The 26,028-nt window shown below is 70.4% G+C and carries 20 protein-coding genes; 7 read left to right on the top strand and 13 right to left on the bottom strand.

Annotation, left to right across the window (positions count from 1 at the left end; genetic code table 11):
* Positions 1–147 precede the first annotated feature (147 nt).
* Entirely contained in the window at positions 148–3,687 is a 3,540-nt protein-coding gene (gene dnaE, locus ACFY8O_RS11060; RefSeq protein WP_387900672.1) for a DNA polymerase III subunit alpha, read from the bottom strand.
* Positions 3,688–3,909: 222 nt separating this feature from the next.
* On the opposite strand from dnaE, the gene ACFY8O_RS11055 reads away from it, so the two are divergent.
* The 5 genes from ACFY8O_RS11055 (at position 3,910) to ACFY8O_RS11035 (ending at position 10,014) form a co-directional block, all read left to right on the top strand.
* Positions 3,910–5,235: a DUF2252 domain-containing protein gene (locus tag ACFY8O_RS11055; RefSeq protein ID WP_145802185.1), complete on the top strand. Its 1,326-nt coding sequence runs from the start codon at positions 3,910–3,912 to the stop codon at positions 5,233–5,235.
* 57 nt (positions 5,236–5,292) lie between these two features.
* On the top strand, positions 5,293–6,015 hold the full coding sequence (locus ACFY8O_RS11050; RefSeq protein WP_387900670.1) for a hypothetical protein: 723 nt from the start codon (positions 5,293–5,295) through the stop codon (positions 6,013–6,015).
* A gap of 44 nt (positions 6,016–6,059) precedes the next feature.
* The gene (locus tag ACFY8O_RS11045) at positions 6,060–6,875 is read left to right on the top strand and encodes a thioredoxin domain-containing protein (RefSeq protein WP_387900668.1); all 816 of its coding nucleotides are present in this window, start codon (positions 6,060–6,062) and stop codon (positions 6,873–6,875) included.
* Between the two features lie 211 nt (positions 6,876–7,086).
* Positions 7,087–8,751, top strand: a complete 1,665-nt coding sequence (locus ACFY8O_RS11040; protein ID WP_387900666.1) for an alkaline phosphatase D family protein — start codon at positions 7,087–7,089, stop codon at positions 8,749–8,751.
* 315 nt (positions 8,752–9,066) lie between these two features.
* Positions 9,067–10,014, top strand: a complete 948-nt coding sequence (locus ACFY8O_RS11035; protein ID WP_387900664.1) for a zinc metalloprotease — start codon at positions 9,067–9,069, stop codon at positions 10,012–10,014.
* Between the two features lie 55 nt (positions 10,015–10,069).
* On the opposite strand, the gene ACFY8O_RS11030 is transcribed toward ACFY8O_RS11035, so the two are convergent.
* The gene (locus tag ACFY8O_RS11030; protein WP_145802180.1) at positions 10,070–10,648 is read right to left on the bottom strand and encodes a dienelactone hydrolase family protein; all 579 of its coding nucleotides are present in this window, start codon (positions 10,646–10,648) and stop codon (positions 10,070–10,072) included.
* A 37-nt stretch (positions 10,649–10,685) separates the two neighbouring features.
* Between ACFY8O_RS11030 and ACFY8O_RS11025 the strand changes: the two genes are divergently transcribed.
* Positions 10,686–11,828: a mechanosensitive ion channel family protein gene (locus ACFY8O_RS11025; RefSeq protein ID WP_387900662.1), complete on the top strand. Its 1,143-nt coding sequence runs from the start codon at positions 10,686–10,688 to the stop codon at positions 11,826–11,828.
* Positions 11,829–11,850: 22 nt separating this feature from the next.
* On the opposite strand, the gene ACFY8O_RS11020 is transcribed toward ACFY8O_RS11025, so the two are convergent.
* The 5 genes from ACFY8O_RS11020 to ACFY8O_RS11000 all read right to left on the bottom strand — a co-directional run bounded on the left by ACFY8O_RS11020 (position 11,851) and on the right by ACFY8O_RS11000 (position 16,524).
* Positions 11,851–13,437: a Na+/H+ antiporter gene (locus ACFY8O_RS11020; RefSeq protein ID WP_387900661.1), complete on the bottom strand. Its 1,587-nt coding sequence runs from the start codon at positions 13,435–13,437 to the stop codon at positions 11,851–11,853.
* A 110-nt stretch (positions 13,438–13,547) separates the two neighbouring features.
* Positions 13,548–14,024 carry a GNAT family N-acetyltransferase gene (locus ACFY8O_RS11015; RefSeq protein ID WP_387900659.1) on the bottom strand — a complete coding sequence of 159 codons (477 nt, stop codon included), beginning with the start codon at positions 14,022–14,024 and terminating at the stop codon, positions 13,548–13,550.
* Complete coding sequence (locus ACFY8O_RS11010; protein ID WP_387900657.1) at positions 14,021–14,962, bottom strand: RluA family pseudouridine synthase; 942 nt, start codon at positions 14,960–14,962, stop codon at positions 14,021–14,023. Before ACFY8O_RS11010 ends, ACFY8O_RS11015 begins: the two co-directional genes overlap by 4 nt.
* A gap of 23 nt (positions 14,963–14,985) precedes the next feature.
* A complete protein-coding gene (gene lspA, locus ACFY8O_RS11005; RefSeq protein ID WP_387900655.1) occupies positions 14,986–15,597 on the bottom strand; it encodes a signal peptidase II in 612 nt (203 codons plus the stop codon).
* A gap of 147 nt (positions 15,598–15,744) precedes the next feature.
* Positions 15,745–16,524, bottom strand: coding sequence for a TraR/DksA family transcriptional regulator (locus ACFY8O_RS11000; protein WP_387900653.1), 780 nt, complete (start codon positions 16,522–16,524; stop codon positions 15,745–15,747).
* Between the two features lie 563 nt (positions 16,525–17,087).
* On the opposite strand from ACFY8O_RS11000, the gene ileS reads away from it, so the two are divergent.
* Complete coding sequence (ileS, locus tag ACFY8O_RS10995; protein WP_387900651.1) at positions 17,088–20,237, top strand: isoleucine--tRNA ligase; 3,150 nt, start codon at positions 17,088–17,090, stop codon at positions 20,235–20,237.
* 629 nt (positions 20,238–20,866) lie between these two features.
* Here the strand turns inward: ileS and ACFY8O_RS10990 are convergent.
* The 6 genes from ACFY8O_RS10990 to ftsZ form a co-directional block, all read right to left on the bottom strand.
* Entirely contained in the window at positions 20,867–22,012 is a 1,146-nt protein-coding gene (locus ACFY8O_RS10990) for a DivIVA domain-containing protein (RefSeq protein WP_387900650.1), read from the bottom strand.
* 49 nt (positions 22,013–22,061) lie between these two features.
* Positions 22,062–22,358 carry a YggT family protein gene (locus ACFY8O_RS10985; protein WP_145802170.1) on the bottom strand — a complete coding sequence of 99 codons (297 nt, stop codon included), beginning with the start codon at positions 22,356–22,358 and terminating at the stop codon, positions 22,062–22,064.
* A 67-nt stretch (positions 22,359–22,425) separates the two neighbouring features.
* The gene (locus ACFY8O_RS10980) at positions 22,426–23,037 is read right to left on the bottom strand and encodes a cell division protein SepF (RefSeq protein WP_145802169.1); all 612 of its coding nucleotides are present in this window, start codon (positions 23,035–23,037) and stop codon (positions 22,426–22,428) included.
* Between the two features lie 127 nt (positions 23,038–23,164).
* A complete protein-coding gene (locus ACFY8O_RS10975) occupies positions 23,165–23,884 on the bottom strand; it encodes a YggS family pyridoxal phosphate-dependent enzyme (RefSeq protein ID WP_387900648.1) in 720 nt (239 codons plus the stop codon).
* Positions 23,885–23,890: 6 nt separating this feature from the next.
* Positions 23,891–24,643 carry a peptidoglycan editing factor PgeF gene (gene pgeF, locus ACFY8O_RS10970; RefSeq protein WP_145802166.1) on the bottom strand — a complete coding sequence of 251 codons (753 nt, stop codon included), beginning with the start codon at positions 24,641–24,643 and terminating at the stop codon, positions 23,891–23,893.
* Positions 24,640–25,857 carry a cell division protein FtsZ gene (gene ftsZ / locus ACFY8O_RS10965; RefSeq protein WP_145802165.1) on the bottom strand — a complete coding sequence of 406 codons (1,218 nt, stop codon included), beginning with the start codon at positions 25,855–25,857 and terminating at the stop codon, positions 24,640–24,642. Before ftsZ ends, pgeF begins: the two co-directional genes overlap by 4 nt.
* Positions 25,858–26,028: the final 171 nt, after the last annotated feature.

Raw genomic sequence — 26,028 nt, 5'->3', positions numbered from 1 at the left:
GGGGGCGCGGCGCCCCCGGGCGGCGCGCCCGCCCCCCCACCCGTGGGGTGGCCCCCACCCCCCCCCCCCGGCGGGCCCCCGCGGCGGGGGGGGGCCCCCCCCCCCCGGGGGGGCCGCCCCTCTCGCTGTTCCGGGGGAGGCCGGGTCTCAGCCGGCCAGGCAGGACGGGCCGAGCAGCACCTTCAGGTCGCCGAAGAGGGCCGGGTCGGGCTTGACGCGGTGCCGGTCGAGCCGGAGCACGGTGGTCTTGCGGGGCCCCTGGAGCCTGATGCGCACCTCGGTGTCGCCGCGGTGGTTGCTGAGGACCTCGCCGAGCCGGCTGACCATGGGCGGGGTGACCCTGACCGTGGGGATGGTCAGGACGACGGGCGCGTTGGACCCGGCGTTGGAGATGTCGGGCACCTGCATCTCCATGGCGACCAGGCGCGGGACGTCCTCGCGCTTGTCGAGGCGTCCCTTGACGAAGACGACGGTGTCCTCGACGAGCTGGGTCGAGACCAGCTGGTAGGTCGCCGGGAAGAACATGCACTCGATGGAGCCCGCGAGGTCCTCCACGGTGGCGATGGCCCAGGCGTTGCCCTGCTTGGTCATCTTGCGCTGGAGGCCGGAGATGATCCCGCCCACGGTGACGATCGCGCCGTCCGCGTGCTCGCCCCCGGTGAGCTGGGAGATCGCGGCGTCCGACTTGTCGGACAGGACGTGCTCCAGCCCGAAGAGCGGGTGGTCGGAGACGTAGAGGCCGAGCATCTCGCGTTCCTGGGCGAGCAGGTAGGACTTCTCCCACTCGATGTCGGAGAACTCCACGTCGAGGCCGAAGCCCGGCTCGTCGCTCGCCTCGTCGCCCATGCCGCCGAAGAGGTCGAACTGCCCCTCGGCCTCCTTGCGCTTGACCTGCACCACGTTGTCGATCATCGGCTCGTGGTGGGCGACGAGCCCCTTGCGCGTGTGTCCCATCTCGTCGAAGGCGCCGGCCTTGATGAGCGACTCCACGGTGCGCTTGTTGCAGACGACCGCTTCGACCTTGTCGAGGAAGTCGGGGAACGAGGAGTACTTCCCCTTCGCCTTGCGGCACCTGATGATCGAGTCGACCACGTTCTGCCCGACGTTGCGGACGGCCGTCAGCCCGAAGAGGATCACGTCGTCGCCCTGGGCGGCGAAGTTCGACTCGGACTCGTTGACGTTCGGCGGGAGCACCTTGATGCCCATGCGCCGGCACTCGTTGAGGTAGATCGCCGACTTGTCCTTGTCGTCCTTGACGGAGGTCAGCAGGGCGGCCATGTACTCGGCGGGGTAGTTCGCCTTGAGGTAGGCGGTCCAGTAGGTGACCAGGCCGTACGCCGAGGAGTGCGCCTTGTTGAAGGCGTATCCGGCGAAGGGGACCAGGACGTCCCAGAGCGCCTGGATGGCCTGGTCGGAATAGCCGTTCTTCTTGGCGCCGGCCTGGAAGAGGACGAAGTTCTTCGCCAGCTCCTCCGGCTTCTTCTTGCCCATCACGCGGCGCAGGATGTCGGCCTCGCCGAGGGAGTACCCGGCGATGATCTGGGCGGCCTTCTGGACCTGCTCCTGGTAGACGATGAGGCCGTAGGTCAGGCCGAGCGTCTCCTTGAGCGGCTCCTCCAGCTCCGGGTGGATCGGGGTGATCTCCTGGCGGCCGTTCTTGCGCTCGGCGTAGTTCGTGTGCGAGTTCATGCCCATCGGGCCCGGCCGGTAGAGGGCCGAGACGGCGGAGATGTCCTCGAAGTTGTCGGGCTGCATCTGGCGCAGCAGCGAGCGCATGGGGCCGCCGTCGAACTGGAACACCCCGAGCGTGTCACCGCGGCAGAGCAGCTCGTACGTCTTGGGGTCGTCCAGCGGGAGGGCGAGCATCTCCAGCTCGACGCCCTTGTTGGCCTTCACCATCTTGATGGCGTCGTCCATGATCGTCAGGTTGCGCAGGCCGAGGAAGTCCATCTTCAGCAGGCCGAGCGACTCGCACTGGGGGTAGTCCCACTGCGTGATGGTGACGCCGTCGGTGTGCCGCACCCACACCGGGGCGTGGTCGACGATCGGCTCGCTGGACATGATCACGCCTGCGGCGTGCACGCCCATCTGCCGGACGAGGCCCTCGACGCCCTTCGCGGTGTCGATGACCTTCCGGACATCAGGCTCGTTCTCGTACATCCCCCGGATCTCGCCCGCCTCGCTGTAGCGCGGGTGCTTCGGGTCGGTGATGCCGCTGAGGTCGATGCCCTTGCCGAGCACGTCGGCGGGCATGGCCTTGGTGAGGCGGTCACCCATCGCGTACGGGTAGCCCAGGACACGGGCCGAGTCCTTGATGGCGTTCTTGGCCTTGATCTTGCCGTAGGTGCCGATCATGGCGACCTTGTCGGCGCCGTACTTCTCGGTCACGTACCGGATCACCTCGACGCGCCTGCGCTCGTCGAAGTCGATGTCGACATCGGGCATGGAGACGCGCTCGGGGTTGAGGAAGCGCTCGAAGATCAGCCCGTGGGTGATCGGGTCGAGGTCGGTGATGCCCATGGCGTACGCGACGATCGAGCCGGCGGCGGATCCACGGCCGGGTCCCACCGCGATGCCGTTGTTCTTGGCCCACATGATGAAGTCGGCGACGACGAGGAAGTACCCCGGGAACCCCATCTGGATGATGATGTCCATCTCGTACTCGGCCTGCTGCTGCCGGTCCTCGGGGACACCGCCCGGGTAGCGGCGCTCCATCCCGGCCCGGACCTCCTCCTGGAACCAGGTGACCTCGGTGAAGCCGTCCGGGATCTCGAACTTCGGCATCAGGTCGCGCTTCTCGAACATGCCCGTGGTGTCGATCTGCTGCGCGACCAGGAGGGTGTTGGCGCAGCCCTCCTGCCAGGCGTCGGAGGAGTCGACCGCGTACATCTCCTCCGTCGTCTTGAGGTAGTAGCCCGTGCCGTCGAAGCGGAAGCGGTCGGGGTCCGAGAGGTTCTTGCCGGTCTGGATGCAGAGCAGGGCGTCGTGCGCGGTCGCCTCGTGCGCGTAGGTGTAGTGCGAGTCGTTCGTCACGAGCGGCGGGATGTTCAGCTTCTTGCCGATCTCCAGCAGCCCGTCACGGACCCGGCGCTCGATCTCGATGCCGTGGTCCATCAGCTCCAGGAAGTACCGGCCCTCGCCGAAGATGTCCTTGTAGTCGGAGGCCGCCTGGACGGCCTCGTCGAACTGGCCGAGCCGCAGCCGGGTCTGCACCTCGCCGGAGGGGCACCCGGTGGAGGCGATCAGGCCCTCGGACCACTGGGAGATGGTCTCCTTGTCCATGCGCGGCCACTTCTGCAGCCAGCCCTCGGCGTACGCGTCCGAGGAGAGCCTGAAGAGGTTGTGCAGCCCCGTGCTGTTCGCCGCCCAGATCGTCTTGTGGGTGTAGCCACCGGAACCCGAGACGTCGTCCCGCTTCTGGTGCGGCTGCCCCCACTGGATCTTCCGCTTGTGCTTGCGGGACTCGGGGGCGACGTACGCCTCGATCCCGATGATCGGCGTCACCCCCGCCTTCTTGGCCGAGTGGAAGAAGTCGTAGGCGCCGTGGAGGTTGCCGTGGTCGGTCATCGCGATGTGCGACATGCCCATCTCGTTGGCCGCCTCGAACATGTCCTTGAGCCGCGCGGCACCGTCCAGCAGCGAGTACTGGGTGTGGACGTGCAGGTGCGTGAAGGGCGGCTTGCTCACGGCGCTGTGCCTCCGGAATTCGGTGAACGTGTGGCGCGGAGCGCCTCGGCGAGGGGTGGTGGCCGGGTGACGGACGGGCGATGACGGCTCGGGGGGACAGCGTGGAAGTCTACGTCGCCGCGGTGACGGACGACGGGCACTCCGGGGTACGGTCGCGCGTTGGAAGACCGGGGACGCCCGTCCCTTTTGTCATGAACGCCATGTACCAGGAGGCACCGAGCGATGTCGGACACGCAGACCGGCGCAGAGCAGCGCGGGGAGCAGATCCTCGCCGTTTTCGACACCGCGTTCGGGCAGCTCCTGGCCGCCGACCCCGCCGCGTTCCGGGTGAAGTTCCGCAAGATGGCCGGCTCGGCCTTCGCCTTCTACCGGGGCTCGGCCGGGCTGTTCTACGCCGACCTGGAGCGTGAGCGGCAGGGCGGCGCCTACCTGGACGAGCGCACGAGCCGGGTGTGGATCCACGGCGATCTGCACGCCGAGAACTTCGGCACGTACATGGATGCCAACGGCCGGCTCGTCTTCAACGTCAACGACTTCGACGAGGCCTACGTGGGCCCCTTCACCTGGGACCTCAAGCGCTTCGCCGCCTCGGTGGCCCTGATCGGTTACGCGAAGGCGCTGAGCGACGAGCAGATCTCGGAGCTCGTCCGGGTCTACGCCGCCGCGTACCGCGAGCGCGTCCACGCCCTGGCCACGGGCGCCAAGAACGACGAGGTGCCGCCCTTCACCCTGGACACCGCCGACGGCCCGCTCCTGGGCGCGCTCCGGGTCGCCCGTTCCCTGACCCGGTTCGGGCTGCTGGACTCGATGACGGAGATCCGGGACTTCGAGCGCAGGTTCGCGGCCGGCGGCGGTGCGATCGACCTGGACGCGGCAACGCGCTACAAGGTGCTCGCCGCCTTCGACGGCTATCTGGAGACGCTGCCGGAGTCGAGCCTGGCCCGGCCCGACTCCTACCGGGTGAAGGACGTCGTCGGCCGCCGGGGCATCGGCATCGGGTCGGCCGGCCTGCCGTCGTACAACATCCTCCTGGAGGGCAACAGCGACGCCCTGGAGAACGACGTGGTGATCTACCTCAAGCAGGCGCAGACCCCTGCCGTCTCCCGGCACATCACGGACGCGTCGGTGCGGGACTACTTCCAGCACGAGGGCCACCGCACGGTGATCTCCCAGCGGGCGCTCCAGGCGCACGCCGACCCGTGGCTGGGCTGGACCGAGCTGGACGGGGCGGGTCAGCTCGTCGCCGAGGTCTCGCCCTACGCGGTGGATCTGGACTGGTCCGACATCGACGAGCCGGAGGAGATCGCGGCGGTCGTCGCCGACCTCGGCCGGGCCACGGCGACGATGCACTCCGCCGCGGACGACGAGAGCGGGCACTCGCTGGTGCCCTTCTCCACGGAGCGCGCCATCGACGCGGCCATCGCCGCCGACGAGGAGGGCTTCGGGGAGCTGCTGGTCGACTTCGCCCACAGCTACGGCGCCCGGGCCCGCGCGGACCACCAGATCTTCGTCGACCTCTTCCGCAACGGCCGCATCCCGGGCCTGTGAGCGGCCTCGGGCGTCCTTAGGGCTCGCTTACAGGTAGCCATGACACACTCTCCGGCGATGGACGTATCAGGGACGCAGATCAGAGCGGTACGCGCGGCGCTGTTCACCGCGCTCGTCGTCACGCTCTCCTCCGCCTCCCATGTGCTGCTCTCCCGGGTCCCGCTGCCGCTGACGGCGGTCGGCCTGCTGGCCGGCGCCGTCTTCGCCGTGGCGTTCGCGCTGGCGGGCCGGGAGCGTGGGTTCGGCGCGATCGCCGGACTGCTCGTCCCGCTGGAACTGGCCGCCGACACGGTGTTCACCACCGGCCAGCACCTCTGTTACGGGGCGGCGGGCGGTCCGATCGCGGGTCCGCTGCGCTCCGTGGGCGTCGACGTGCTCTGCGGCGGCGACGCCGGCACGGCGGACCGGCTCTCCGGCGTGGCCGCGGTCGGCACCCCGCTGGCCGGCGTGACCGCCACGGGCGGCCACGCCGCCGCGCTGCTCGCCTCGCCGGGGCCCGCCGTGCCGTGGCTGCTGCTGGCCGCGCATGTGACGGTCGGCCTGCTCGCTGCGGTCTGGCTGCGGCGCGGCGAGGCGGCGCTGGCAGGTCTGCTGGCGGCGGCAGCCGCCTTCGCCTTCCGCCCGCTGCTGACCGCGTTCGCCGTGGCTTCCGCGCCCCGGCCCGGGCCGCGGTCCGGCGCCCGCCGCGCGGGCCGGCCGCACCCGCTCGCCCCGGCCCGGTTCCTGACGCACTCCGTGGGCCGCAGGGGCCCTCCGCGCTCGGCCCTCACCCCCGCCTGAGTACGGAAGAACCCCTGAGCCATCCCCCGCGTTACGGAGTACCCATGAGCAAGCGCAACAGCCAGGCCAACAAGTCCGCCGCCCGCGAGCGGCTGCGCGTGGAGCGCGAGCGCCAGGCCAAGAAGGACAAGGCACGCAAGCAGATCGTCGTGGGCGTCTCGGTCGTGGCCGTGCTGGCGATCGCCGGCGGTGTCAGCTACGGCGTGATGCAGCTGAACAAGCCCTCCGCCTGGGAGGCGGCGGCCGACGCGAAGAACGTCACGGCGCCCAGGAACACCTCGGGTGACGACGGCACGACCGTGGTGATCGGCGAGTCGAGCGCCAAGAAGACCCTGGAGCTGTACGAGGACTCGCGCTGCCCGATCTGCGCCACCTTCGAGCAGACCGTCGGCGAGACGGTCGCCAAGGACGTCGAGGCCGGCAAGTACAAGATCAAGTACGTGGGCGCGACCTTCATCGACAACTCGGACAACGGCGAGGGCTCGAAGAACGCCCTGAGCGCCCTGGGCGCCGCGCTGAACGTGAGCACCGACGCCTTCCTGGAGTACAAGGCCGCGCTGTACTCCGCGAAGTACCACCCCGAGGAGGCGAACGACAAGTTCGCCAAGGACAGCTACCTGATCGAGGTGGCGGACTCGGTGGACGCGCTGAAGGGGAACAAGGCCTTCCAGAAGGACGTCGAGGACGGCACGTACGACGCCTGGGCGATCAAGATGTCCAAGGCCTTCGACAAGAGCGGGGTGCAGGGGACGCCGACGCTGAAGATGGACGGCAAGACCGTGACCGCCGAGGGCAGCAAGAACGCCCCCATGACGGTGGCGGAGTACAACACGGCGATCGCCAAGGCGCTGAAGGGCTGACCGTCCCGCGGGACCGGCCGCCTGTCACCGGTCCCGCGGCGGGGCCGGTGACAGCCCGCCGAAAACCGACACGGGCCGACCGGTCGGCCGGGAGAAGTCACGGCCGGGCGCCGACCACGGACGTAACTCCTGGCGACATCCGGCCATCAGGCGGGCGAACTTCCTTTGTTCGCCCGCCTGTTCGCCATACCCGCCAGTAGGGTGATCGGCCGTGACCAGACGACACCTCTCCGCCGCACCCACCCGCCGCACGGTGGTCAAGGCCGCCGCAGCCACCGCGGTCGCCGCGCCCGTGCTCGCAGCGACCACCGCCCGCGCCGCCGACGGCCCGGCCTTCCTGCACGGCGTCGCCTCCGGCGACCCGCTTCCCGACGGCATCCTCCTGTGGACCCGCGTCACCCCTTCGCCGGACGCCGTGCCCGGCTCCGGTGCCGGCGCCCCGGCAGGGGTGGTCTGGGAGGTGGCCGAGGACAGGGCCTTCACCCGGGTCGCGGCCCGGGGCACGGCCGTCGCACGGGCCGAGGCCGACCACACCGTCAAGGTCGATGTCCGGGGACTGCGCCCGGCCACGACGTACTGGTTCCGCTTCGCGGCGGCACCCGGCGGGACGGAGGGCGGTCAGGGCATCCTCTCCCCTGTCGGCCGCACCCGCACGGCGCCCGCCGCCGGGGCGGCCGTCCCCGGGATCAGGTTCGGCGTGGTGTCCTGCGCCAACTGGGAGGCCGGCTGGTTCTCCCCGTACCGCCATCTCGCGGCCCGTGCCGATCTCGACGCCGTGCTGCACCTGGGCGACTACATCTACGAGTACGCCTCCGGCAGTTACCCGACCCAGGACACCGTCGTACGTCCCCACGCCCCGCTCCACGAGATCACCACCCTCGCCGACTACCGCCTCCGGCACGCCACGTACAAGACGGACACCGACCTCCAGGCCCTGCACGCCGCACATCCGGTGATCGCGATCTGGGACGACCACGAGTTCGCCAACGACGCCTGGTCGGGCGGTGCCGAGAACCACACCCCCGGCTCCGAGGGCGACTGGGCCGCGCGGGTGGCCGCGGCGAAGCAGGCGTACTTCGAGTGGATGCCGGTCCGGGCGTCGACCGAGGGGACCGTCTACCGGCGCCTGAGCTTCGGTCAGCTGGCCGAACTGCACCTGCTCGACCTGCGCAGCTTCCGTTCCGAGCAGGCGTCGATCGGCGACGGCGCGGTCGACGATCCGGAGCGGTCGATCACCGGACGCGGGCAACTGGACTGGCTGAAGGCCGGGCTGGCCGCGTCGGGCGCCCGCTGGAAGCTGGTCGGCACCTCGGTGATGATCTCGCCGGTGGCCTTCGGTTCGCTCCCGGCCGAACTGCTGGCGCCGCTCGCGGAGCTGCTCGGGCTCCCCGGGGAAGGGCTGGCGGTCAACGTCGACCAGTGGGACGGCTACACGGACGACCGCAAGGAGCTGATCTCGCATCTGCGGGACCGCGGCATCACCGACACCGTCTTCCTGACCGGGGACATCCACATGGCGTGGGCCAACGACGTGCCGGTGAAGGCGGCCACCTATCCGCTGTCCGCCTCGGCGGCCACCGAGTTCGTGGTGACGTCCGTGACCTCGGACAATCTGGACGACATCCTGCGCGTCGCCCCCCGGACCGTCTCGGTGGTGGCTGCGGCGGCGGTCAAGGCCGCCAACCGCCATGTGAAGTGGGTGGACATGGACTCGCACGGCTACGGAGTCCTGGACGTGACGGCCGAGCGCTCCCAGATGGACTACTACGCGGTGTCCGACAAGACGAGCAGGGACGCGACGGCCGCCTGGGTCCGCTCCTACCGCACGCTCAGCGGCACGCAGAAGACGGAACGGGCCGACGCCCCGGTGCGCTGACCGAACAGTTTCAGCCATCCGGCACTCCGCCGACGCGGTGACACCCCGTCACGCCGGGCGATGTGTCCACGATTCCGAATGTGGACACATCGTCCGACCGCGTTGCGCCTCACATGACGTTCTCTTCTCAAACCCCGAGGCGGACCGAAATTTTTCTCGGCATTGTCCCCTTACGCACCTGCATTGATTGGGCTTGATCGATCCTCTTCAGGATGTGACATGGGCACGTAACCTCCCGGCGGCGGGTGAGGAAGTCCCTCCCCCACATGTCCGCGAGGAGTCATCGTGCGCGCTCTTGTACGCATATCAAACCGTTTGCGCCGCCCCGCTCTGAGCATCGCCGTCCTGGCCGGAACTCTGGCCCTGGCTCCGCTCTCCACCGCGCCGGGGAGTGCCGCGGCGGCGGCCCCCACCGCCGAGGAGTGCGCCACCACCGCGAGCGCGACGGCCCGTGAGGCCCACCCCGGCGGCTCCGCCCACGCCGCCGAGCCCAACGAGGTCAGCGCGTCCAAGGCCAAGGCCATGGACGCGGACCTGAGAGAGAAGCTGGCGGACCGAAGAGTGACCGGCTCCGCACTCGCCGCGGGAGCGACCGTGCCGGTCTACTTCCACGTGATCCACTCGGGGACGACCGGCAAGCTCACGGCCACGCAGATCAACAACCAGCTCGCCGTGCTCAACGCCGCCTACAGCGGCCAGGGCACCGGGAACACCGACTCCGGCTTCCGCTTCACCCTCGCCGCCACGGACTACACGGACAACGCCTCCTGGTACAACCTGAGCTCGGGATCGACCGCCGAAAAGGCCATGAAGACGGCGCTGCGCAAGGGCGGCGCCGGCGCGCTCAACGTGTACACCGCCAACCTGGGCGGCGGCCTCCTGGGCTGGGCCACCTTCCCGAGCTCCTACAAGTCGAACCCGTCGATGGACGGCGTGGTGGTCCTCGACACCTCGCTGCCCGGCGGCGCGGCGACCCACTACGACGAGGGCGACACGGCCACCCACGAGGTCGGCCACTGGATGGGGCTGTACCACACCTTCCAGGGCGGCTGTAACGGCAACGGCGACTACGTCACCGACACCCCGGCCGAGAAGAGCCCCGCCTACGAGTGCCCCACGGGCCGTGACTCCTGCACCAGCAAGACCGGTGTGGACCCCATCCACAACTTCATGGACTACACGTACGACGCGTGCATGTACCAGTTCACCGCGGGCCAGGTGCAGCGCATGAGCGACAGCTGGACCGCCTACCGGGCCGGCTGACCCGGCAGCACCGCCACGAGGGCCGCGCACCGGGGTGCGCGGCCCTCGTCCGTGGTCACAGCGTGGCGAGGAAGCCGAGCGAGACCTTCCACGTGAGGTCGGCGGCGGCCTGGTCGAAATCGGGCAGGTCCGCGTCGGTGTACAGGTGCCCGGCGCCGGGATAGCGGTAGACCTCGACGTCCGCGCCGGTGCGCTGCATCTGGAGGTACCAGCTGTTCAGCCAGTCGGGCGACTCGAACGGGTCGGGGTCGGCCACGTGCAGCTGTACGGGCAGTTCGTCCACCGAGGCGTTCTCCGCGATGTCCGACGTGCCGTGGAGCAGCAGCAGCCCGCGCGCCTTGGCGTCGCCCAGGGCGAGGGTCTGCGCCACCGACGCCCCGAAGGAGAAGCCGGCGTAGACGAGGCCCTGGTCGGAGTAGGGCGCGGCGGCCAGCACGGCGCGCTTGAGCAGCTCGTCCTTGCCCACCTGTTCCTTGAAGGCCATTCCCTCCTCGACGGTGTCGAAGGTGTGCCCCTCGAAAAGATCGGGCACGCGCACCTCGTGGCCGGCCGCACGCAGCCGGTCGGCAGCCGCGTGCACAGCGGGCCGCAGACCGAAGGTCGAGTGGAAAAGCATGATGTTCATGAGGCCCATGGTGCCAGCTGTGCCCTGACGCTTGGAGGACGAGGGAATGGAGAACATACTGCGACCGCTCGTGGTCGTGGGCGGATCGGTGGTGATCACGCTGGCCGTCGGCTGGCTGGTCGACCTGCTGCTCCGGCGTGCCGACGGCCGCCACCACGACACTCCGGTCTGGGGTCTGCTCCGCCTCTGCCGGCCACCGCTGCAGGTCGTGCTCTGCACCGCGCTGCTGCGGGCCAGCTTCGGGCAGCTCCGGCTCGAGGTGGTCCGGGACAACCGGGCGGCGATCGGCCAGGTACTGACTCTGGTACTCATCGCGGCGTCGGCCTGGCTGGTGATCCGTGTCGCGGCCACCGTCGTGCAGTCCTCGTACGCCCGCTACGCGACGTCCACCCGTGATCCCGCGCGCGTCCGCCGGGTCCGGACCCAGGTCACCCTGATCCAGCGCGTCGTCACCGCCGTGGTGGCCACCGTCGCGGTCGCCGCGATGCTGCTCACCTTCCCGGCGATGCGTACGGTCGGCACATCGATGCTGGCGTCGGCCGGTGTGCTGGGCATCGTCGCCGGTGTCGCGGCCCAGTCGACCCTCGGCAACCTCTTCGCGGGCTTCCAGATCGCCTTCGGCGACATGGTCCGGATCGGCGACACCGTGGTGGTGGACGGGGAGTGGGGCACGGTCGAGGAGATCACCCTGACCTTCCTCGCGGTGCGGACCTGGGACGAGCGGCGGATCACGATGCCCGTGTCCTACTTCACGAGCAAGCCGTTCGAGAACTGGTCGCGCGGCGGGGTGCAGATGACGGGCACCGTGTTCTTCCAGCTCGACCACTCGGCGCCGATCGCGGCGATGCGCGACCGTCTGCGGGACATTCTCGGCGAGTGCGCCGCCTGGGACGGCCGCGACTGGTCCCTGGCGGTCACGGACAGCACCCCCACCACCATCGAGGTGCGGGCGGTGGTCACCGCGAAGGACGCGGACGACATCTGGACGGTGCGCTGCGCCGTGCGGGAGCAGATGATCGGCTGGCTGCGGGACAACCACCCGTACGCACTGCCCCGGGTGGTGACCTCGCCCGCGGCTCTGCCCCCCGGCGACCACTGGCGGGAGCTGACGGGCGCGGACACCGGCCGCCCCGGCGTCAACGGTCACGTGCCGACCCCGGACAAGGCCCCGCGCACCGGGCGCGGCTGAACCGCCGTGACCCGAGGCCTCGTCAGCGCAGGCTGCGCACGTCCAGGTAGCGCAGGACCCGGTCGACGACCTCCGGGTCCGATCCGGGTTCGCTGCGCGCCGAGAGCACCTCGTGACGGGCGGCCGAGAGCAGTTCGCGCTGCACCCGGCCGAACACCCTGAAGCGCTCGGCACGCTGGGCGTACGCCTCGCGCCGCTCGTCGTCGACCATGTCGGGGCTGATCCGCGCCCCGATGTCGTACGCCGCGCGCTGGAGCCTCTCCTGGACCTCCTCGGGGAGGTCCTCGGCGTCCTCGATCTCCTTGAGCCGGCGCTTGGCCGCCTTCGCCGCCCGGATCGCGAGATCCCGTTCCAGGGCCTGTTCCGCGTCCGTGTCGGCCCGTACGCCGAGCTTGCGCACGAGCCACGGCAGGGTCAGGCCCTGGAACACCAGCGTGACCATGATCACGGCGAACGCGACGAAGATGATCTCGTCCCGGCCGGGGAAGGGTCTCCCGTCGTCGGTCTCCAGCGGGATCGCCAGTGCCAGCGCCACCGAGGCCACCCCGCGCATCCCGGCCCACCACATGACGACCGTCTCGCGCCAGCTGGTGGGGATCTCCTCGCTGTAGTCACGGCGGGTGTGCAGCCGCTTGGCGAGCCAGGTGGCCGGCAGCAGCCACAGGAGGCGTACGCCGACGACGACGGCGACGACGGCCAGCCCCCACCCGAGGAACCGCAGCTCCCGTCCGTCGGCCGTACCGAAGACGCTGTGGAGTTCCAGTCCGATGAGACCGAAGGCGACGCCGGTCACCAGGGTGTCGACGATCTCCCAGAAGGAGCGGCCCGTGAGCCGCCCGAGCACGTCGTCGGCGTCCGCCGTGTGCTCGGCGAGGAAGAGCGCGGTGGTGAGGACGGCGAGCACGCCGGAGCCCATCAGCTCCTCGGCGAGCACGTAGCTGACGAAGGGCACCAGCAGCGTCAGACCGACCTGGAGGGTGGCGTCGCCGAGCATCCCCATCAGCTTGATGGTCAGCCAGCCGAGCACCAGGCCGACGACCACGGCCACCACGGCGGACAGGACGAGGAGGCCGAACGCCTCGGGGAGCGAGAAGGTGCCGCTGACGGCGGCGGCGATCGCCACGTGGTACAGCACGATGGCCGTGACGTCGTTGAACAGCCCCTCCCCCTCCAGGATGGAGACGAGCCTGCGCGGCAGTCCGACCGAGCCCGCGACCGCCGTGGCCGCGACCGGGTCGGGGGGCGCGACGAGGGCGCCCAAGGCGACGGCGGCGGCGATGGGCAGGCCGGGCACCACGGCGTTCGCGACGGTGGCCACGGCCGCCGTCGTGACGAAGACGAGGGCGACCGCCAGCAGGAAGATCGGCCGTTTGTTGGCCGCGAACTGCCGCCAGGAGGTGCGCTGCACCGAGGCGTAGAGCAGGGGTGGCAGCAGAGCGGGCAAAATGATCTCGGGCGGGATGTCCACGTCCGGGACGAAGCTCGCGAAGGCCATGCCGACCCCGGCGAGCGTCATCAGCACCGGGGCGGGCAGACGCAGCCGCTCCCCCAGTGGCACCGTCACCACCGCTCCCAGGAGAAGCAGGAGCAGGAGTGCCATCTGGTCCACGTCGTGCCTTCCGCAGCGGGCCGGGCTCAGGGCCCGTCGATCAGCCGGTCAGGCCTCCCAGCGTGCCACGCGGGACCGGCGGACCTGTGGCACCCCCGTGCGGGCCGCGCTCAGAGCGTGCGGCGCATCGCCCGGTGCGGCATCCCGGCGTCCGGGAACTCGGGGCCGTACGCCGTGTAGCCGAGCCGCTCGTAGAAGCCGAGCGCGTGCGTCTGGGCGTGCAGGTCGACGGCGGACAGACCCAGCGCGCGGGCCTCGTCCTCGAGGGCGCGGACCAGCGCGGCCCCGACACCCAGGCCACGGGCCTCACGGGTCACGGCGAGCCGGCCGAGCGAGCCGACGGTGTGGTCCCCACCGGTCTTCCCCGCCGCGGCCTCACCGTGCAGCAGCCGTCCCGTGCCGAGCGCGGAGCCGTCCGCGCCGACGGCGAGGACGTGCACGGCCGTCGCGTCGTAGGCGTCGTACTCGATCTCCTCGGGCACCTGCTGCTCACCGACGAAGACGTCCTTGCGGACCTGGAAGCAGGCCGCGAGGTCCGGTTCGGCGAGGGCCCTGCGGGTGCTGTACGGCGCGGCTGCGGAGGTCACTGGCTCTCCGCCGCGATCGTGTCGAGGGCCCGGCGCAGATCGTCCGGGTAGGTGCTCTCGAACTCCACCCAGCTGCCGTCGGAGGGGTGCTCGAAGCCGAGCCGGACCGCGTGCAGCCACTGGCGGGTGAGGCCGAGGCGCTTGGCCATCGTGGGGTCGGCGCCGTAGGTGAGGTCGCCGACGCACGGGTGACGGTGGGCGGACATGTGCACCCGGATCTGGTGGGTGCGCCCGGTCTCCAGCTTGATGTCGAGCAGGCTGGCCGCGCGGTAGGCCTCGATGAGGTCGTAGTGCGTCACGGAGGGCTTGCCCTCGGCGGTGACGGCCCACTTGTAGTCGTGCTGCGGGTGACGGCCGATGGGCGCGTCGATGGTGCCGCTCATCGGGTCGGGGTGGCCCTGCACCAGGGCGTGGTACTTCTTCACGACGACCCGGTCGCGGAACTGGGCCTTGAGCAGCGTGTAGGCCCGCTCGGACTTGGCCACGACCATCAGGCCCGAGGTGCCGACGTCCAGCCGGTGCACGATGCCCTGGCGCTCGGCGGCGCCCGACGTCGAGATGCGGTAGCCGGCCGCGGCGAGGCCGCCGATGACGGTCGTGCCGGTCCAGCCGGGGCTGGGGTGGGCGGCGACCCCGACCGGCTTCATGATGACGACGATGTCGTCGTCGTCGTGAACGATCTCCATGCCCTCGACGGGCTCGGCGACGATCTGGACCGGAGCGGGTGCCTGCGGCATCTCCACTTCCATCCAGGCGCCGCCGTGCACCCGCTCGGACTTCCCGGCGAGCACACCGTCCACCTGCACCTTCCCGGCAGCCGCGAGCTCTGCGGCCTTGGTACGGGAGAAACCGAACATACGGGAGATGGCGGCGTCGACGCGCTCGCCCTCCAGACCGTCGGGTACGGGCAGGGTGCGGACCTCGGGATACGTACTCACCCGTCGAGTATGCCTTGCGCCCACTAGTCCTTGTGCACGGTGCCGTCGGGGTCCAGGCCCTTGAAGGAGAGGATCACGATGAGGATTCCGCCGCACACGATCGCGGAGTCGGCGAGGTTGAAGACGGCGAAGTGGGCCGGGGCGATGAAGTCGACCACCGCGCCCTCGAACACGCCCGGCGCGCGGAAGATGCGGTCGGTGAGGTTGCCGAGTGCCCCGCCGAGCAGCAGACCGAGCGCGACGGCCCACGGCAGGCTGTAGAGCTTGCGGGCCAGCCGGACGATCACGACGATCACGACGGCCGCGATGGCCGTGAAGATGAAGGTGAACGCCTCGCCGATCCCGAAGGCGGCGCCCGCGTTGCGGATGGCGTCGAACTTGAGCCACTCGCCGAAGATCTCGATCGGTTCCTCGTGCTCCAGCTTCGCGACCACGAGCATCTTGCTGCCCAGGTCCAGCAGGTAGGCCAGGACGGCCACGACGAGGAGGACCAGGACCTTCTTGCCGCCCCGGCCGTTCGCGCCCTCGCCCTCGGCCGGGGACGAGCCCCCGGCGGGCTGCTCGGGCTCCGCTCCGTCAGCCCCCTCGGCATCGGGGATATCCGGCGTACCGATGATGCGCTCCGCCTCTGCCACGTGAGTCCCTCAACCTAGGTGCCTGACTGAGGACGAGGGTACGACACACCCGGGCGATGGGGGGCCTCCGGCCCCGGACCGCCCGGAGGGGCCCGGACGGGCGGGGGCCGGGGCACCCGTGCCCCGGCACGGCCCGGCCGAGGAGCCCTATCCCCGGCGCTCCTGCTTCTGCTTGTCCTCCACGCAGAGTGTGGCCCTGGGGAACGCCTGCATCCTGGCCTTGCCGATGGGCTTGCCGCAGACCTCGCAGAGCCCGTACGTCCCCGCGTCGAGCCGGGCGAGCGCGCGCTCGGTCTGGTCCAGGGTCTCCTGGGCGTGGGCCGCGAGGGACAGCTCGTGCTCACGGGTGATGTTCTTCGTACCGGTGTCCGCGTCGTCGTGCCCGGCCCCGTCGCCGGAGTCGCGCATCAGGCCCGCCAGGGCCTCTCCGGACGCCTCCAGTTCGGTCCGCAGCCGTGTGACCTCGCCGGTCAGCTCGGTCCGCGCCGCCTCCACCTCCTCCGCGGTCCAGGGATCCTCTCCCGGCCTGACGGCGAGGTCTCCCGGCGCGGTCGCCGCGGCGACCCTGGCGGGGGGAACCGCGGTCGCGGTGCCCTCTCCGACTGCCGTGGTCCGGGCCGCGCTCTTCTTGGCTACCACCGTGTGGGCTCCTGTCTGCTCGGCGGCCTGAGCCGCCCCCGTGGCCTTCTTCGAAGCCTTCTCGGCTGCGTCGGTCTTGGCCGTGCTCTTCTTCGCCGTGCTCTTCTTCGCCGTGCTCTTCTTCGCCGCGCTCTTCTTCGCCGCCTTCTTCGCGGCCTTCTTCGCCGGTCTCTCCCGGCCCGTCTCCGGACCGGTCTCCTCGGCCGCGTCGTGGGCCTTGTCCCCGGCAGCCGCAGCCGTGGATGCTTCGGACGCCGTACTCGATGCGGCGGTCTTCTTCGCCACCATGGCCGCGGCCCCTTCACATATTGTGATCTTGCACGCGAATCGTGCTGGGACGATAAATCGACCCCAGCCCCGCGGCAACGGGGCACGCCGCCGGTTCGCCCCTCCCCGCGGCCGGGCAGTGGCGCGCCTGCAACCGTTGTGCCCAGCTCCCCGCGCCGTAATCCGCCTCGGCACGCTCCGGCGGACCCCGTCCGCCCCGTATGGCCATTCGGGTCACGGACCGCGCTGCGGATAAACCGGTCGGCCGTCCCCCGTACGGACCCGTACACTGGCCGCAGCGAGAGGCATGGATGGGACGAGTAGCGTCGTACGCAGCCAGGAGCGACCCGGGGACGGTGGGAGCCCGGGGGCGAGCGCGCCGTGAAGATCACCCCGGAGCCGCCGGAAGAACGCTTTGGACCGTGGGCCCCGGCCCGTGGGCACAGAGCCACTAGAACCGGCATCGCGACCCCAATGAGGGGGCCACGGGCACGCCCGGGGCCAAGGAGGGTGGTACCGCGGGAGCTGACCGGCTCTCGTCCCTCCGACGGAAGTGGAAGACGTCCGCCGGAGGAAGCCCGCACATGACATCGCCGCAGTACCGCCAGGTACCCGCCCAGGTCGACCTGCCCGCCCTCGAGCACGCCGTGCTCGACTTCTGGCGCGACAGCAAGGTCTTCGCCAAGAGCCTCGAACAGTCCGAGGGCCGCCCCGAGTGGGTCTTCTACGAGGGCCCGCCGACCGCCAACGGCATGCCCGGCGCCCACCACATCGAGGCCCGTGTCTTCAAGGACGTCTTCCCCCGCTTCCGGACCATGCAGGGCTACCACGTCGGCCGGAAGGCCGGCTGGGACTGCCACGGCCTGCCGGTCGAGCTCGCGGTGGAGAAGGAGCTGGGCTTCAACGGCAAGAAGGACATCGAGGCGTACGGCATCGCGGAGTTCAACGCGAAGTGCCGCGAGTCCGTCACCCGCCACACCGACGCGTTCAGCGAGCTCACGACCCGCATGGGGTACTGGGTGGACCTGGACGACGCCTACCGCACCATGGACCCGGAGTACGTCGACTCCGTGTGGTGGTCGCTGAAGGAGATCTTCAACAAGGACCTGCTGGTCCAGGACCACCGCGTCGCCCCCTGGTGCCCGCGCTGCGGCACGGGTCTCTCGGACCACGAGCTCGCCCAGGGCTACGAGACGGTCGTCGACCCCTCGGTCTTCGTGCGCTTCCCGCTGACGAGCGGCCCGCTGGCCGGCGAGGCCGCGCTGCTCGTGTGGACGACGACCCCCTGGACCCTGGTCTCCAACACCGCCGTCGCCGCCCACCCGGACGTGACGTACGTCGTCGCGACGGACGGCACGGAGAAGCTGGTCGTCGCACAGCCCCTGGTCGAGAAGGCACTCGGCGAGGGCTGGGAGCTCACCGGCGCGTCCTTCACCGGCCGCGAGATGGAGCGCTGGACGTACGAGCGCCCCTTCCAGCTGGTCGAGTTCCCGAGCGAGGCGCACTTCGTCGTCAACGCCGAGTACGTCACGACCGAGGACGGCACGGGTCTGGTCCACCAGTCCCCCGCCTTCGGCGCCGACGACCTCCTGGTCTGCAAGGCGTACGGCCTCCCGGTGGTGAACCCGGTCCGCCCGGACGGCACCTTCGAGGAGGACCTCCCGCTGGTCGGCGGCGTCTTCTTCAAGAAGGCCGACGAGGCGCTCACGGAGGACCTGGCCGCGCGGGGCAGGCTCTTCCGCCACGTCCCGTACGAGCACAGCTACCCGCACTGCTGGCGCTGCCACACGGCCCTGCTCTACTACGCGCAGCCGTCCTGGTACATCCGCACCACCGCGGTCAAGGAGCGGCTGCTCCAGGAGAACGAGAAGACCAACTGGTTCCCGGACTCCGTGAAGAACGGCCGTTTCGGCGACTGGCTGAACAACAACGTCGACTGGGCCCTGTCCCGTAACCGCTACTGGGGCACCCCGCTGCCGATCTGGCGCTGCGAGGACGACCACCTCACCTGTGTCGGCTCCCGCGCCGAGCTGACCGAGCTGACGGGCACCGACCAGTCGGAGCTGGACCCCCACCGTCCGTTCATCGACGAGATCACCTTCACGTGCTCGCACGAGAACTGCCAACTGGAGGCGTACCGCGTCCCGGAGGTCATCGACGCCTGGTACGACTCGGGTTCGATGCCGTTCGCGCAGTGGGGATACCCCTACAAGAACAAGGAGGTCTTCGAGAGCCGCTACCCGGCGCAGTTCATCTCGGAGGCCATCGACCAGACGCGCGGCTGGTTCTACACGCTGATGGCCGTCGGCACGCTGGTCTTCGACAAGTCCTCGTACGAGAACGTGGTCTGCCTGGGCCACATCCTCGCCGAGGACGGCCGGAAGATGTCCAAGCACCTGGGCAACATCCTCCAGCCGATCCCGCTGATGGACCAGCACGGCGCCGACGCCGTCCGCTGGTTCATGGCGGCGGGCGGCTCCCCGTGGGCGGCGCGCCGCGTCGGTCACGGCACGATTCAGGAGGTCGTCCGCAAGACGCTCCTCACCTACTGGAACACCGTCGCCTTCCAGGCCCTGTACGCCCGCACGTCGAACTGGGCACCCTCCGCGGCCGATCCGGCCCCCGCCGACCGCACGGTCCTGGACCGGTGGCTGCTGGGCGAGCTGGGCACCTTGGTGAACGAGGTCACCGCGGCGCTGGAGGGCTATGACACCCAGCGCGCCGGCAAGCTGCTCTCGGCGTTCGTCGACGACCTGTCCAACTGGTACGTGCGCCGCTCGCGCCGCCGCTTCTGGCAGGGCGACAAGGCCGCGCTGCGCACCCTGCACGAGGTGGTGGAGACGGTCACGCGCCTGATGGCCCCGCTGACCCCGTTCATCACGGAGCGGGTCTGGCAGGACCTGATCGTCCCGGTCAGCCCCGACGCCCCGGAGTCGGTCCACCTGTCGTCCTGGCCGACGGCGGACCCGGCGTCGATCGACCCGGCGCTCTCCTCGCAGATGGCGCTCGTACGCCGCCTGGTCGAGCTCGGACGCGCCACGCGTGCCGAGTCGGGGGTCAAGACCCGGCAGCCGCTCTCGCGTGCCCTGGTGGCCGCGTCGGGCTTCGAGTCGCTCGGCCCGGAGCTGCGCGCCCAGATCACGGAGGAGCTGAACGTCTCCTCCCTCGCCTCGCTCTCCGAGGTCGGCGGCTCGCTGGTCGACACCACGGCCAAGGCCAACTTCCGCGCGCTGGGCAAGCGTTTCGGCAAGGGCGTCCAGGCGGTCGCCAAGGCCGTAGCGAACGCCGACGCCGCCGCGCTGTCCCTGGCGCTGCGCGAGGGCACCGCGTCGGTCGAGGTGGACGGTGAGCGGATCACTCTCGCCCCGGACGAGGTCATCATCACGGAGACCCCGCGCGAGGGCTGGTCGGTGGCGTCCGACTCGGGGGCGACGGTCGCCCTGGACCTGGAGATCACCCCGGAGCTGCGAGCCGCAGGACTGGCCCGCGACGCGATCCGGCTGATCCAGGAGGCCCGCAAGAACAGCGGCCTGGACGTGGCGGACCGGATCGCGGTCCGCTGGACGTCGGCGTCCCCGGAGACGGCCGAGGCGCTCACCGCCCACGCGTCCCTGATCGCGGACGAGGTCCTGGCCCTGGACTACGCGCAGGGCGAGGCGGATGACACGTACGGCGCGCCCTTCGAGGACGAAGGCCTGTCCCTGACGTTCCGCCTCCGCAAGACGGAGCGGTAACCCGGATCACACCCGAGGGGCCCGGCCGGAACTCCCCGGCCGGGCCCCTCGCGTTCCCCCTCCGGGCCGCGCGCCCTCCGCACCGGCGGGCCTCCGGGGTCTGCGGGGCTCCGAAGCCTGCGGGGTCTGCGGGCCTCCTGGTCGTGGGGAGGCTCCAGGGCTCTGGGCCTCCCGGTCGCTGAGGCCTCCAGTTCCCGAGGCCCCTGGCCCCAGGGCCCTCCGAGCCTCCGGCCGGCCTGCAACCTCCGGCACCGGCCGAGACACCGAGACGCCGGGCTGCCGGGGCCGCCGGGCTCCCACGGCTCCTGTGCCTCCAGCCCTCCGTGGCCTCTGCGACCGTTGTGACCTCCGGGGCCGGCCAGGACCGCCTCGACCACCGGAACCATCGGGACCACCTCGCCGGCTCCCGGGTAACGAAGCCGGGCCGGTGCCCAGTCACCGGGCCTTGTCACCGGGGCCCGTGCGGTAAGCACCCCGTCCCTACGTACCGCCGAGCCACCCGCGGACTCACGGCAAGGGCAGCGCCAGGCGCCCCACGAGCGCACCGAAAAGGGCCGGGCCCCGGGGAAAACCCCGGGGCCCGGCCCTTCAGCCTGCCGACGGCTACGCGCTCAGCGAGCGCGTACCGCTCAGTTGTCGTCCTCGTCGATCAGGAAGCCGCGCATCGGCGACGGAGCCTGCTGCATCGGCTGCGGGGCCTGCGGCCTCACCGGCGCCATCGGCTGCGTCATCGCGGGCGACATCTGCTGCTGGCCGCCGCCGTACGACGGGCCACCGCCCATCGACTGGTTGCCACTGCCCATCTGCTGGCTGCCGTGACCACCGTGGTTACCGCCCATGGTGTGCCCCATCGCACCCGCACCGGCCGGAGCCAGCGAAGGCGACGGCGGCAGCGAAGCGGCGGCCGGGGTACGCGGCGGAGCCAGCGAGTCGTCGGCCTGGGTCTCCAGCTGACGCAGCTGGCTCTCCAGGTAGGACTTCAGGCGGGTCCGGTACTCGCGCTCGAAGCCACGCAGGTCCTCGACCTTGCGCTCCAGCGTCGCGCGGGCCGACTCGAGCGAGCCCATCGCCACGCGGTGCTTCTCCTGCGCGTCCCGCTCCAGGGCGTCGGCCTTGGCACGGGCGTCACGCTCGAGACCCTCCGCACGGCTGCGCGCCTCGCCGACGATCTTGTTGGCCTCGGAACGGGCCTCCGCGATCGCCTGGTCGGCGGTCTGCTGGGCGAGAGAGAGGACACGGGCCGCGCTGTCGCCGCCGGGGCCCTGACCGGGCTGCTGCATCTGCTGCTGCTGCATCTGCTGCATCTGCTGCTGCGGAGCGTGACCGCCCATGGGACTGCCCATCGGGCCACCCATGGGACCGCCCTGCATCGGACCGGGGCCGTGCGGGCCCTGCGGACCGGGACCGTGGCCGCCCTGAGGACCATGGCCGCTGGGACCGGCAGGCAGCTGCGGAGCGCCACCGGGCAGCTGGGGGGGACCCATCTGCGGGGGCTGCTGCTGCACCGGCGGACCCGATATGGCGGCGGGCACCGGGGCACCCGGCCGGTCCTGCTGTTCCGGGGGTTTGCGCATGCCCTGCTGCTGCTGGTTCTGCGCGGCCGCACGCGTGGCGGCGGCCAGCTTGGCGCGCAGGTCCTCGTTCTCACGGAGCAGACGCGTCAGTTCCGATTCGACCTCGTCGAGGAAGGCATCGACCTCGTCCTCGTCATAGCCTTCTCGGAGGCGGACGGTCGTGAACTGCTTGTTCCGCACGTCCTCGGGGGTCAGCGGCATCTCTTCTTCACCTCTACGTAGTCGTCGGCAGTCGGCAAGACCGTATCGTTCACACGCTGCTCGCAAACTTGCCCACGAGGCTGAGCAGTATGTAGACGATGATCATCAGAACGAAGAAGGACAGGTCAAGTGCCACGCCCCCGAGACGCAACGGCGGTATGAACCGCCGCAGAAGCTTCAGCGGTGGATCGGTGACAGTGTAAGTGCCCTCGAGAACGATCACCATCGCCTTGCCTGGCTGCCATGAACGTGCGAACTGGAAGACATAGTCCATGACCAGCCGGAAGATCAGCACGATGAGGAAACACATCAGCGCGATATAGACCACATCCAGTGCGACGCCCATGTCCCGCGCTTCCCTCTCCCCTGGCTTTCGTTGCCCGGCCTCCCGGCCGGGTTCGTTCCCGGTGTTCTCAGCTCTGGTTGAAGAACCCGCCCTCTGCGATGCGGGCCTTGTCCTCCGCCGTGACATCGACGTTAGCAGGCGACAACAGGAACACCTTCTGCGTCACGCGCTCAATGCTGCCATGGAGACCGAAGACGAGCCCCGCGGCAAAGTCGACAAGTCGCTTCGCGTCCGTGTCGTCCATCTCCGTGAGATTCATGATCACCGGAGTGCCCTCACGGAAGTGTTCCCCGATGGTACGGGCCTCGTTGTACGTCCTGGGGTGCAGCGTGGTGATCCGGTAGGGCTCCCGCTCGGACACGACCTTGGGCATGATCACCGGTGCGTTCTTCTCCATGTTCGGGCGGTCAGGTGTGATGGATGCCACGGGTGCGATTCGGGCGGGTCGTCCACTTTCCGCCGGGAGCTGAACCGGCTCCCGCGGTGCGGGGGGTTGCACCGCTCGTACCGGTTCGTCCCGTTCCCGCTCCACCTGATGGGCGGGCTGATGCCGGCGCCGGTCACGCTCGGGCTCCGGCTCGGGTTCGAATTCGTCGTCGGGGTCGAACCCCGGACCGTCGTACCCATCGTCCTCCACGAGGCCGAGGTAGACCGCCATCTTGCGCATCGCGCCGGCCATGCTCCGAGTCCTCCGCTCTGTGGTGGATCGGCATTCGTGTCACCAAGTGCCCGAGATCCACTCCGGCCTGCCCGCAAGAAGCGGGAATGACCATATTTTCTGCTGTGGTCCGACTTGCTTCGCGACGTTACCCGAGCCTGGGTCGGACTCCGAGTACCGCCGTACCGACGCGTACATGTGTCGCTCCGGCCGCAACCGCGTCCTCGAGATCCGCACTCATCCCAGCAGAGACCATGTTCGCAGCCGGATGGTTCCCGCGCAGGCGGGATGAGAATTCCATCAGCCGGTCGAAAGCGGCCCGCTGCCGGCCTGCGTACGGGCCCGCGAGCGGGGCGACGGTCATCAGGCCGTCGAGTCTCAGCCCGGGCGCGGCCTCGACCGCGTCGGCCAACTCGTCGATCGCGTCGGGTGCGACACCGCCGCGGTCCCCGCGCTCGCCGCTCTCCGCGTCGAGCGCGACCTGGATGAGGCAGCCGAGTTCGCGCTCGCCCCGGACCGCCGCCGCGGACAGCGCGGTGACCAGCTTCACGCGGTCCACCGACTGCACCACATCGGCATAACCGGCCACGGAGCGAACCTTGTTGGTCTGCAACTGACCGACAAAGTGCCACGTGAGGGACAGATCCGCGCAAGCGGCGACTTTTGGTGCCGCGTCCTGGTCGCGGTTCTCCGCGACCTGACGCACACCGAGTTCGTGGAGAATACGCACATCGCTCGCGGGGTAGGTCTTGGTGACCACGATGAGCGTCACCTCTTCCCGCTTGCGGCCAGCCGCGGCGCAGGCGGAGGCGATGCGCTCCTCCACCCGGGCCAGGTTCGCGGCGAGTTGAGTCCTGCGATCCGTCATGCCCTATCAGTCCAACCAGACATATCCGGCGAGCCGTCCCGTGGTGCGGTCGCGGCGGTACGAGAAGTGATCGCCTGATTCCAGGGTGCAGAACGGCGAGCGGTGCCGGTCGACGACGCCGAGCGCGTCGAGCTGGGCGTGCACTCCGGCGGTGACGTCCACCGCGGGGGTCCCCCAACTGGTCTCCGACCACGACGCGGGGACCACCCGGGCGACCTCGGCGCGCATCTGCTCCGGCACCTCGTAGCACCGGCCGCAGACCGCAGGACCGGTGTGCGCCACGATCCTGGCCGGTTCGGCGCCGAGCGCGGTCATGGCCTCGACCGCGGCCGGGACGACTCCCGCGACCAGTCCGGGCCTTCCCGCGTGAGCGGCGGCGACGACCCCTGCCACCGGATCGGCGAGCAGTACCGGCGTGCAGTCGGCGGTCAGGACCGCGAGCGGGAGTCCCCGCCGGGCGGTCACCACCGCGTCCACCGAGGGGATTTCCGGGGCGTCGCCCCAGGGCCCCTCGACGACGGCCACGTCGCGACCGTGCACCTGGTTCATCCACACGACCCGGGCCGGGTCGAGGCCGAGGGCCTCTGCCGCGCGCGCCCGGTTCGTGACGACGGCGGCGGGGTCGTCACCGACCGCGCCCCCGAGGTTGAGCTCCTCGAACGGAACGGCGCTCACTCCGCCCCACCTGTCGGTGAAGGCGAAATGGGCGCCGCCCGCCGAAGACTCCGCGGCCTCGGCCGCGTGCTGCGGACCTATCACTTCAAGAAGTCCGGTACGTCCAGCTCTTCGGCCTGGCTGTTGTCCTGGTACGGACGGGCCGTCGGGACGTGCGGCGGGGAGACCGGCGGGAGCGAGGTCTCGTTCACCACCGGCGCCGGCTCGGCCGGGGCCTGCGGCTCCTCGCGCGGGGGCACGGAACCGAGCCCGCCCGTCTGGCGCACCGGCTCCGCGGTCCGGGCCGGCGGAGCCGGCTCCTCGCGCTTGCCGGCGCCCGCCCCGAGGACGTTCTCCCTGCGGGCCGGCGGCTGTCCGCCGTCGAAGCCCGCGGCGATGACCGTGACCCGGACCTCGTCGCCCAGCGCGTCGTCGATGACCGCGCCGAAGATGATGTTCGCCTCCGGGTGGGCCGCCTCGCTCACCAGCTGCGCCGCCTCGTTGATCTCGAAGAGACCGAGGTCGCTGCCGCCGGAGATGGAGAGCAGGACACCGCGGGCGCCGTCGATGGACGCCTCCAGGAGCGGCGAGGAGATAGCCATCTCCGCCGCCGCCACCGCGCGGTCGTCGCCGCGGGCGGAGCCGATGCCCATGAGCGCCGATCCGGCCTCGGACATGACCGACTTGACATCGGCGAAGTCGAGGTTGATCAGACCCGGGGTCGTGATGAGGTCGGTGATGCCCTGGACACCCGAGAGCAGTACCTGGTCGGCCGACTTGAAGGCGTCGAGCACGCTGACCTGACGGTCCGAGATGGACAGCAGCCGGTCGTTGGGAATGACGATGAGGGTGTCGACCTCTTCGCGGAGCTCGGCGATGCCGTCCTCCGCCTGGTTCGCGCGCCGCCGGCCCTCGAAGGTGAACGGGCGGGTGACCACACCGATCGTCAGGGCGCCCAGCGAGCGGGCGATGTTGGCGACGACGGGTGCGCCGCCGGTGCCGGTGCCGCCGCCTTCTCCGGCGGTGACGAAGACCATGTCGGCCCCCTTGAGGACCTCCTCGATCTCCTCACGGTGGTCCTCTGCCGCCTTGCGACCGACGGCCGGGTTCGCCCCGGCGCCGAGGCCCCGGGTGAGTTCACGGCCGACGTCGAGCTTGACGTCGGCGTCGCTCATCAACAGTGCCTGCGCATCGGTGTTGATCGCGATGAACTCGACGCCCTTGAGGCCGACCTCGATCATTCGGTTGATGGCATTGACACCACCGCCGCCGACACCGATGACCTTGATGACTGCGAGGTAGTTCTGCGGTGCTGCCACGTCGAAGGCCTCTCGCCTCGAGTTACGTGTCGTCGCTTCGCGGTAGTCCCGCCGCGACGACGGATGCCGATTGGGTCGGTCCGAACGCCGACCCAAACCCTAACCTTGAAGTTTAGGGTTACCAGTGTGTCTGCTTCATGGACTCTTCCGAACAGGACACTAAGTCGACAA

The organism is Streptomyces argenteolus, from assembly GCF_042902585.1.
In the GTDB taxonomy this organism is placed as follows: Bacteria; Actinomycetota; Actinomycetes; order Streptomycetales; family Streptomycetaceae; genus Streptomyces; species Streptomyces argenteolus.
Note: the sequence above shows the minus strand (reverse complement) of the source record. Positions and strands in the feature narration are given on the sequence as shown.

What these genes read in the sequence shown, in the direction of transcription:
- ACFY8O_RS11055 (WP_145802185.1), top strand. Translation starts at nt 3,910, where the DNA reads ATGTCGGACACGCAGACCGGCGCAGAGCAGCGCGGGGAGCAGATCCTC.
- ACFY8O_RS11050 (WP_387900670.1), top strand. Translation starts at nt 5,293, where the DNA reads ATGGACGTATCAGGGACGCAGATCAGAGCGGTACGCGCGGCGCTGTTC.
- ACFY8O_RS11045 (WP_387900668.1), top strand. Translation starts at nt 6,060, where the DNA reads ATGAGCAAGCGCAACAGCCAGGCCAACAAGTCCGCCGCCCGCGAGCGG.
- ACFY8O_RS11030 (WP_145802180.1), bottom strand. Translation starts at nt 10,648, where the DNA reads ATGGGCCTCATGAACATCATGCTTTTCCACTCGACCTTCGGTCTGCGG.
- ACFY8O_RS11025 (WP_387900662.1), top strand. Translation starts at nt 10,686, where the DNA reads ATGGAGAACATACTGCGACCGCTCGTGGTCGTGGGCGGATCGGTGGTG.
- ACFY8O_RS11000 (WP_387900653.1), bottom strand. Translation starts at nt 16,524, where the DNA reads ATGGTGGCGAAGAAGACCGCCGCATCGAGTACGGCGTCCGAAGCATCC.
- ileS (WP_387900651.1), top strand. Translation starts at nt 17,088, where the DNA reads ATGACATCGCCGCAGTACCGCCAGGTACCCGCCCAGGTCGACCTGCCC.
- ACFY8O_RS10990 (WP_387900650.1), bottom strand. Translation starts at nt 22,012, where the DNA reads ATGCCGCTGACCCCCGAGGACGTGCGGAACAAGCAGTTCACGACCGTC.
- ACFY8O_RS10985 (WP_145802170.1), bottom strand. Translation starts at nt 22,358, where the DNA reads ATGGGCGTCGCACTGGATGTGGTCTATATCGCGCTGATGTGTTTCCTC.
- ACFY8O_RS10980 (WP_145802169.1), bottom strand. Translation starts at nt 23,037, where the DNA reads ATGGCCGGCGCGATGCGCAAGATGGCGGTCTACCTCGGCCTCGTGGAG.
- ACFY8O_RS10975 (WP_387900648.1), bottom strand. Translation starts at nt 23,884, where the DNA reads ATGACGGATCGCAGGACTCAACTCGCCGCGAACCTGGCCCGGGTGGAG.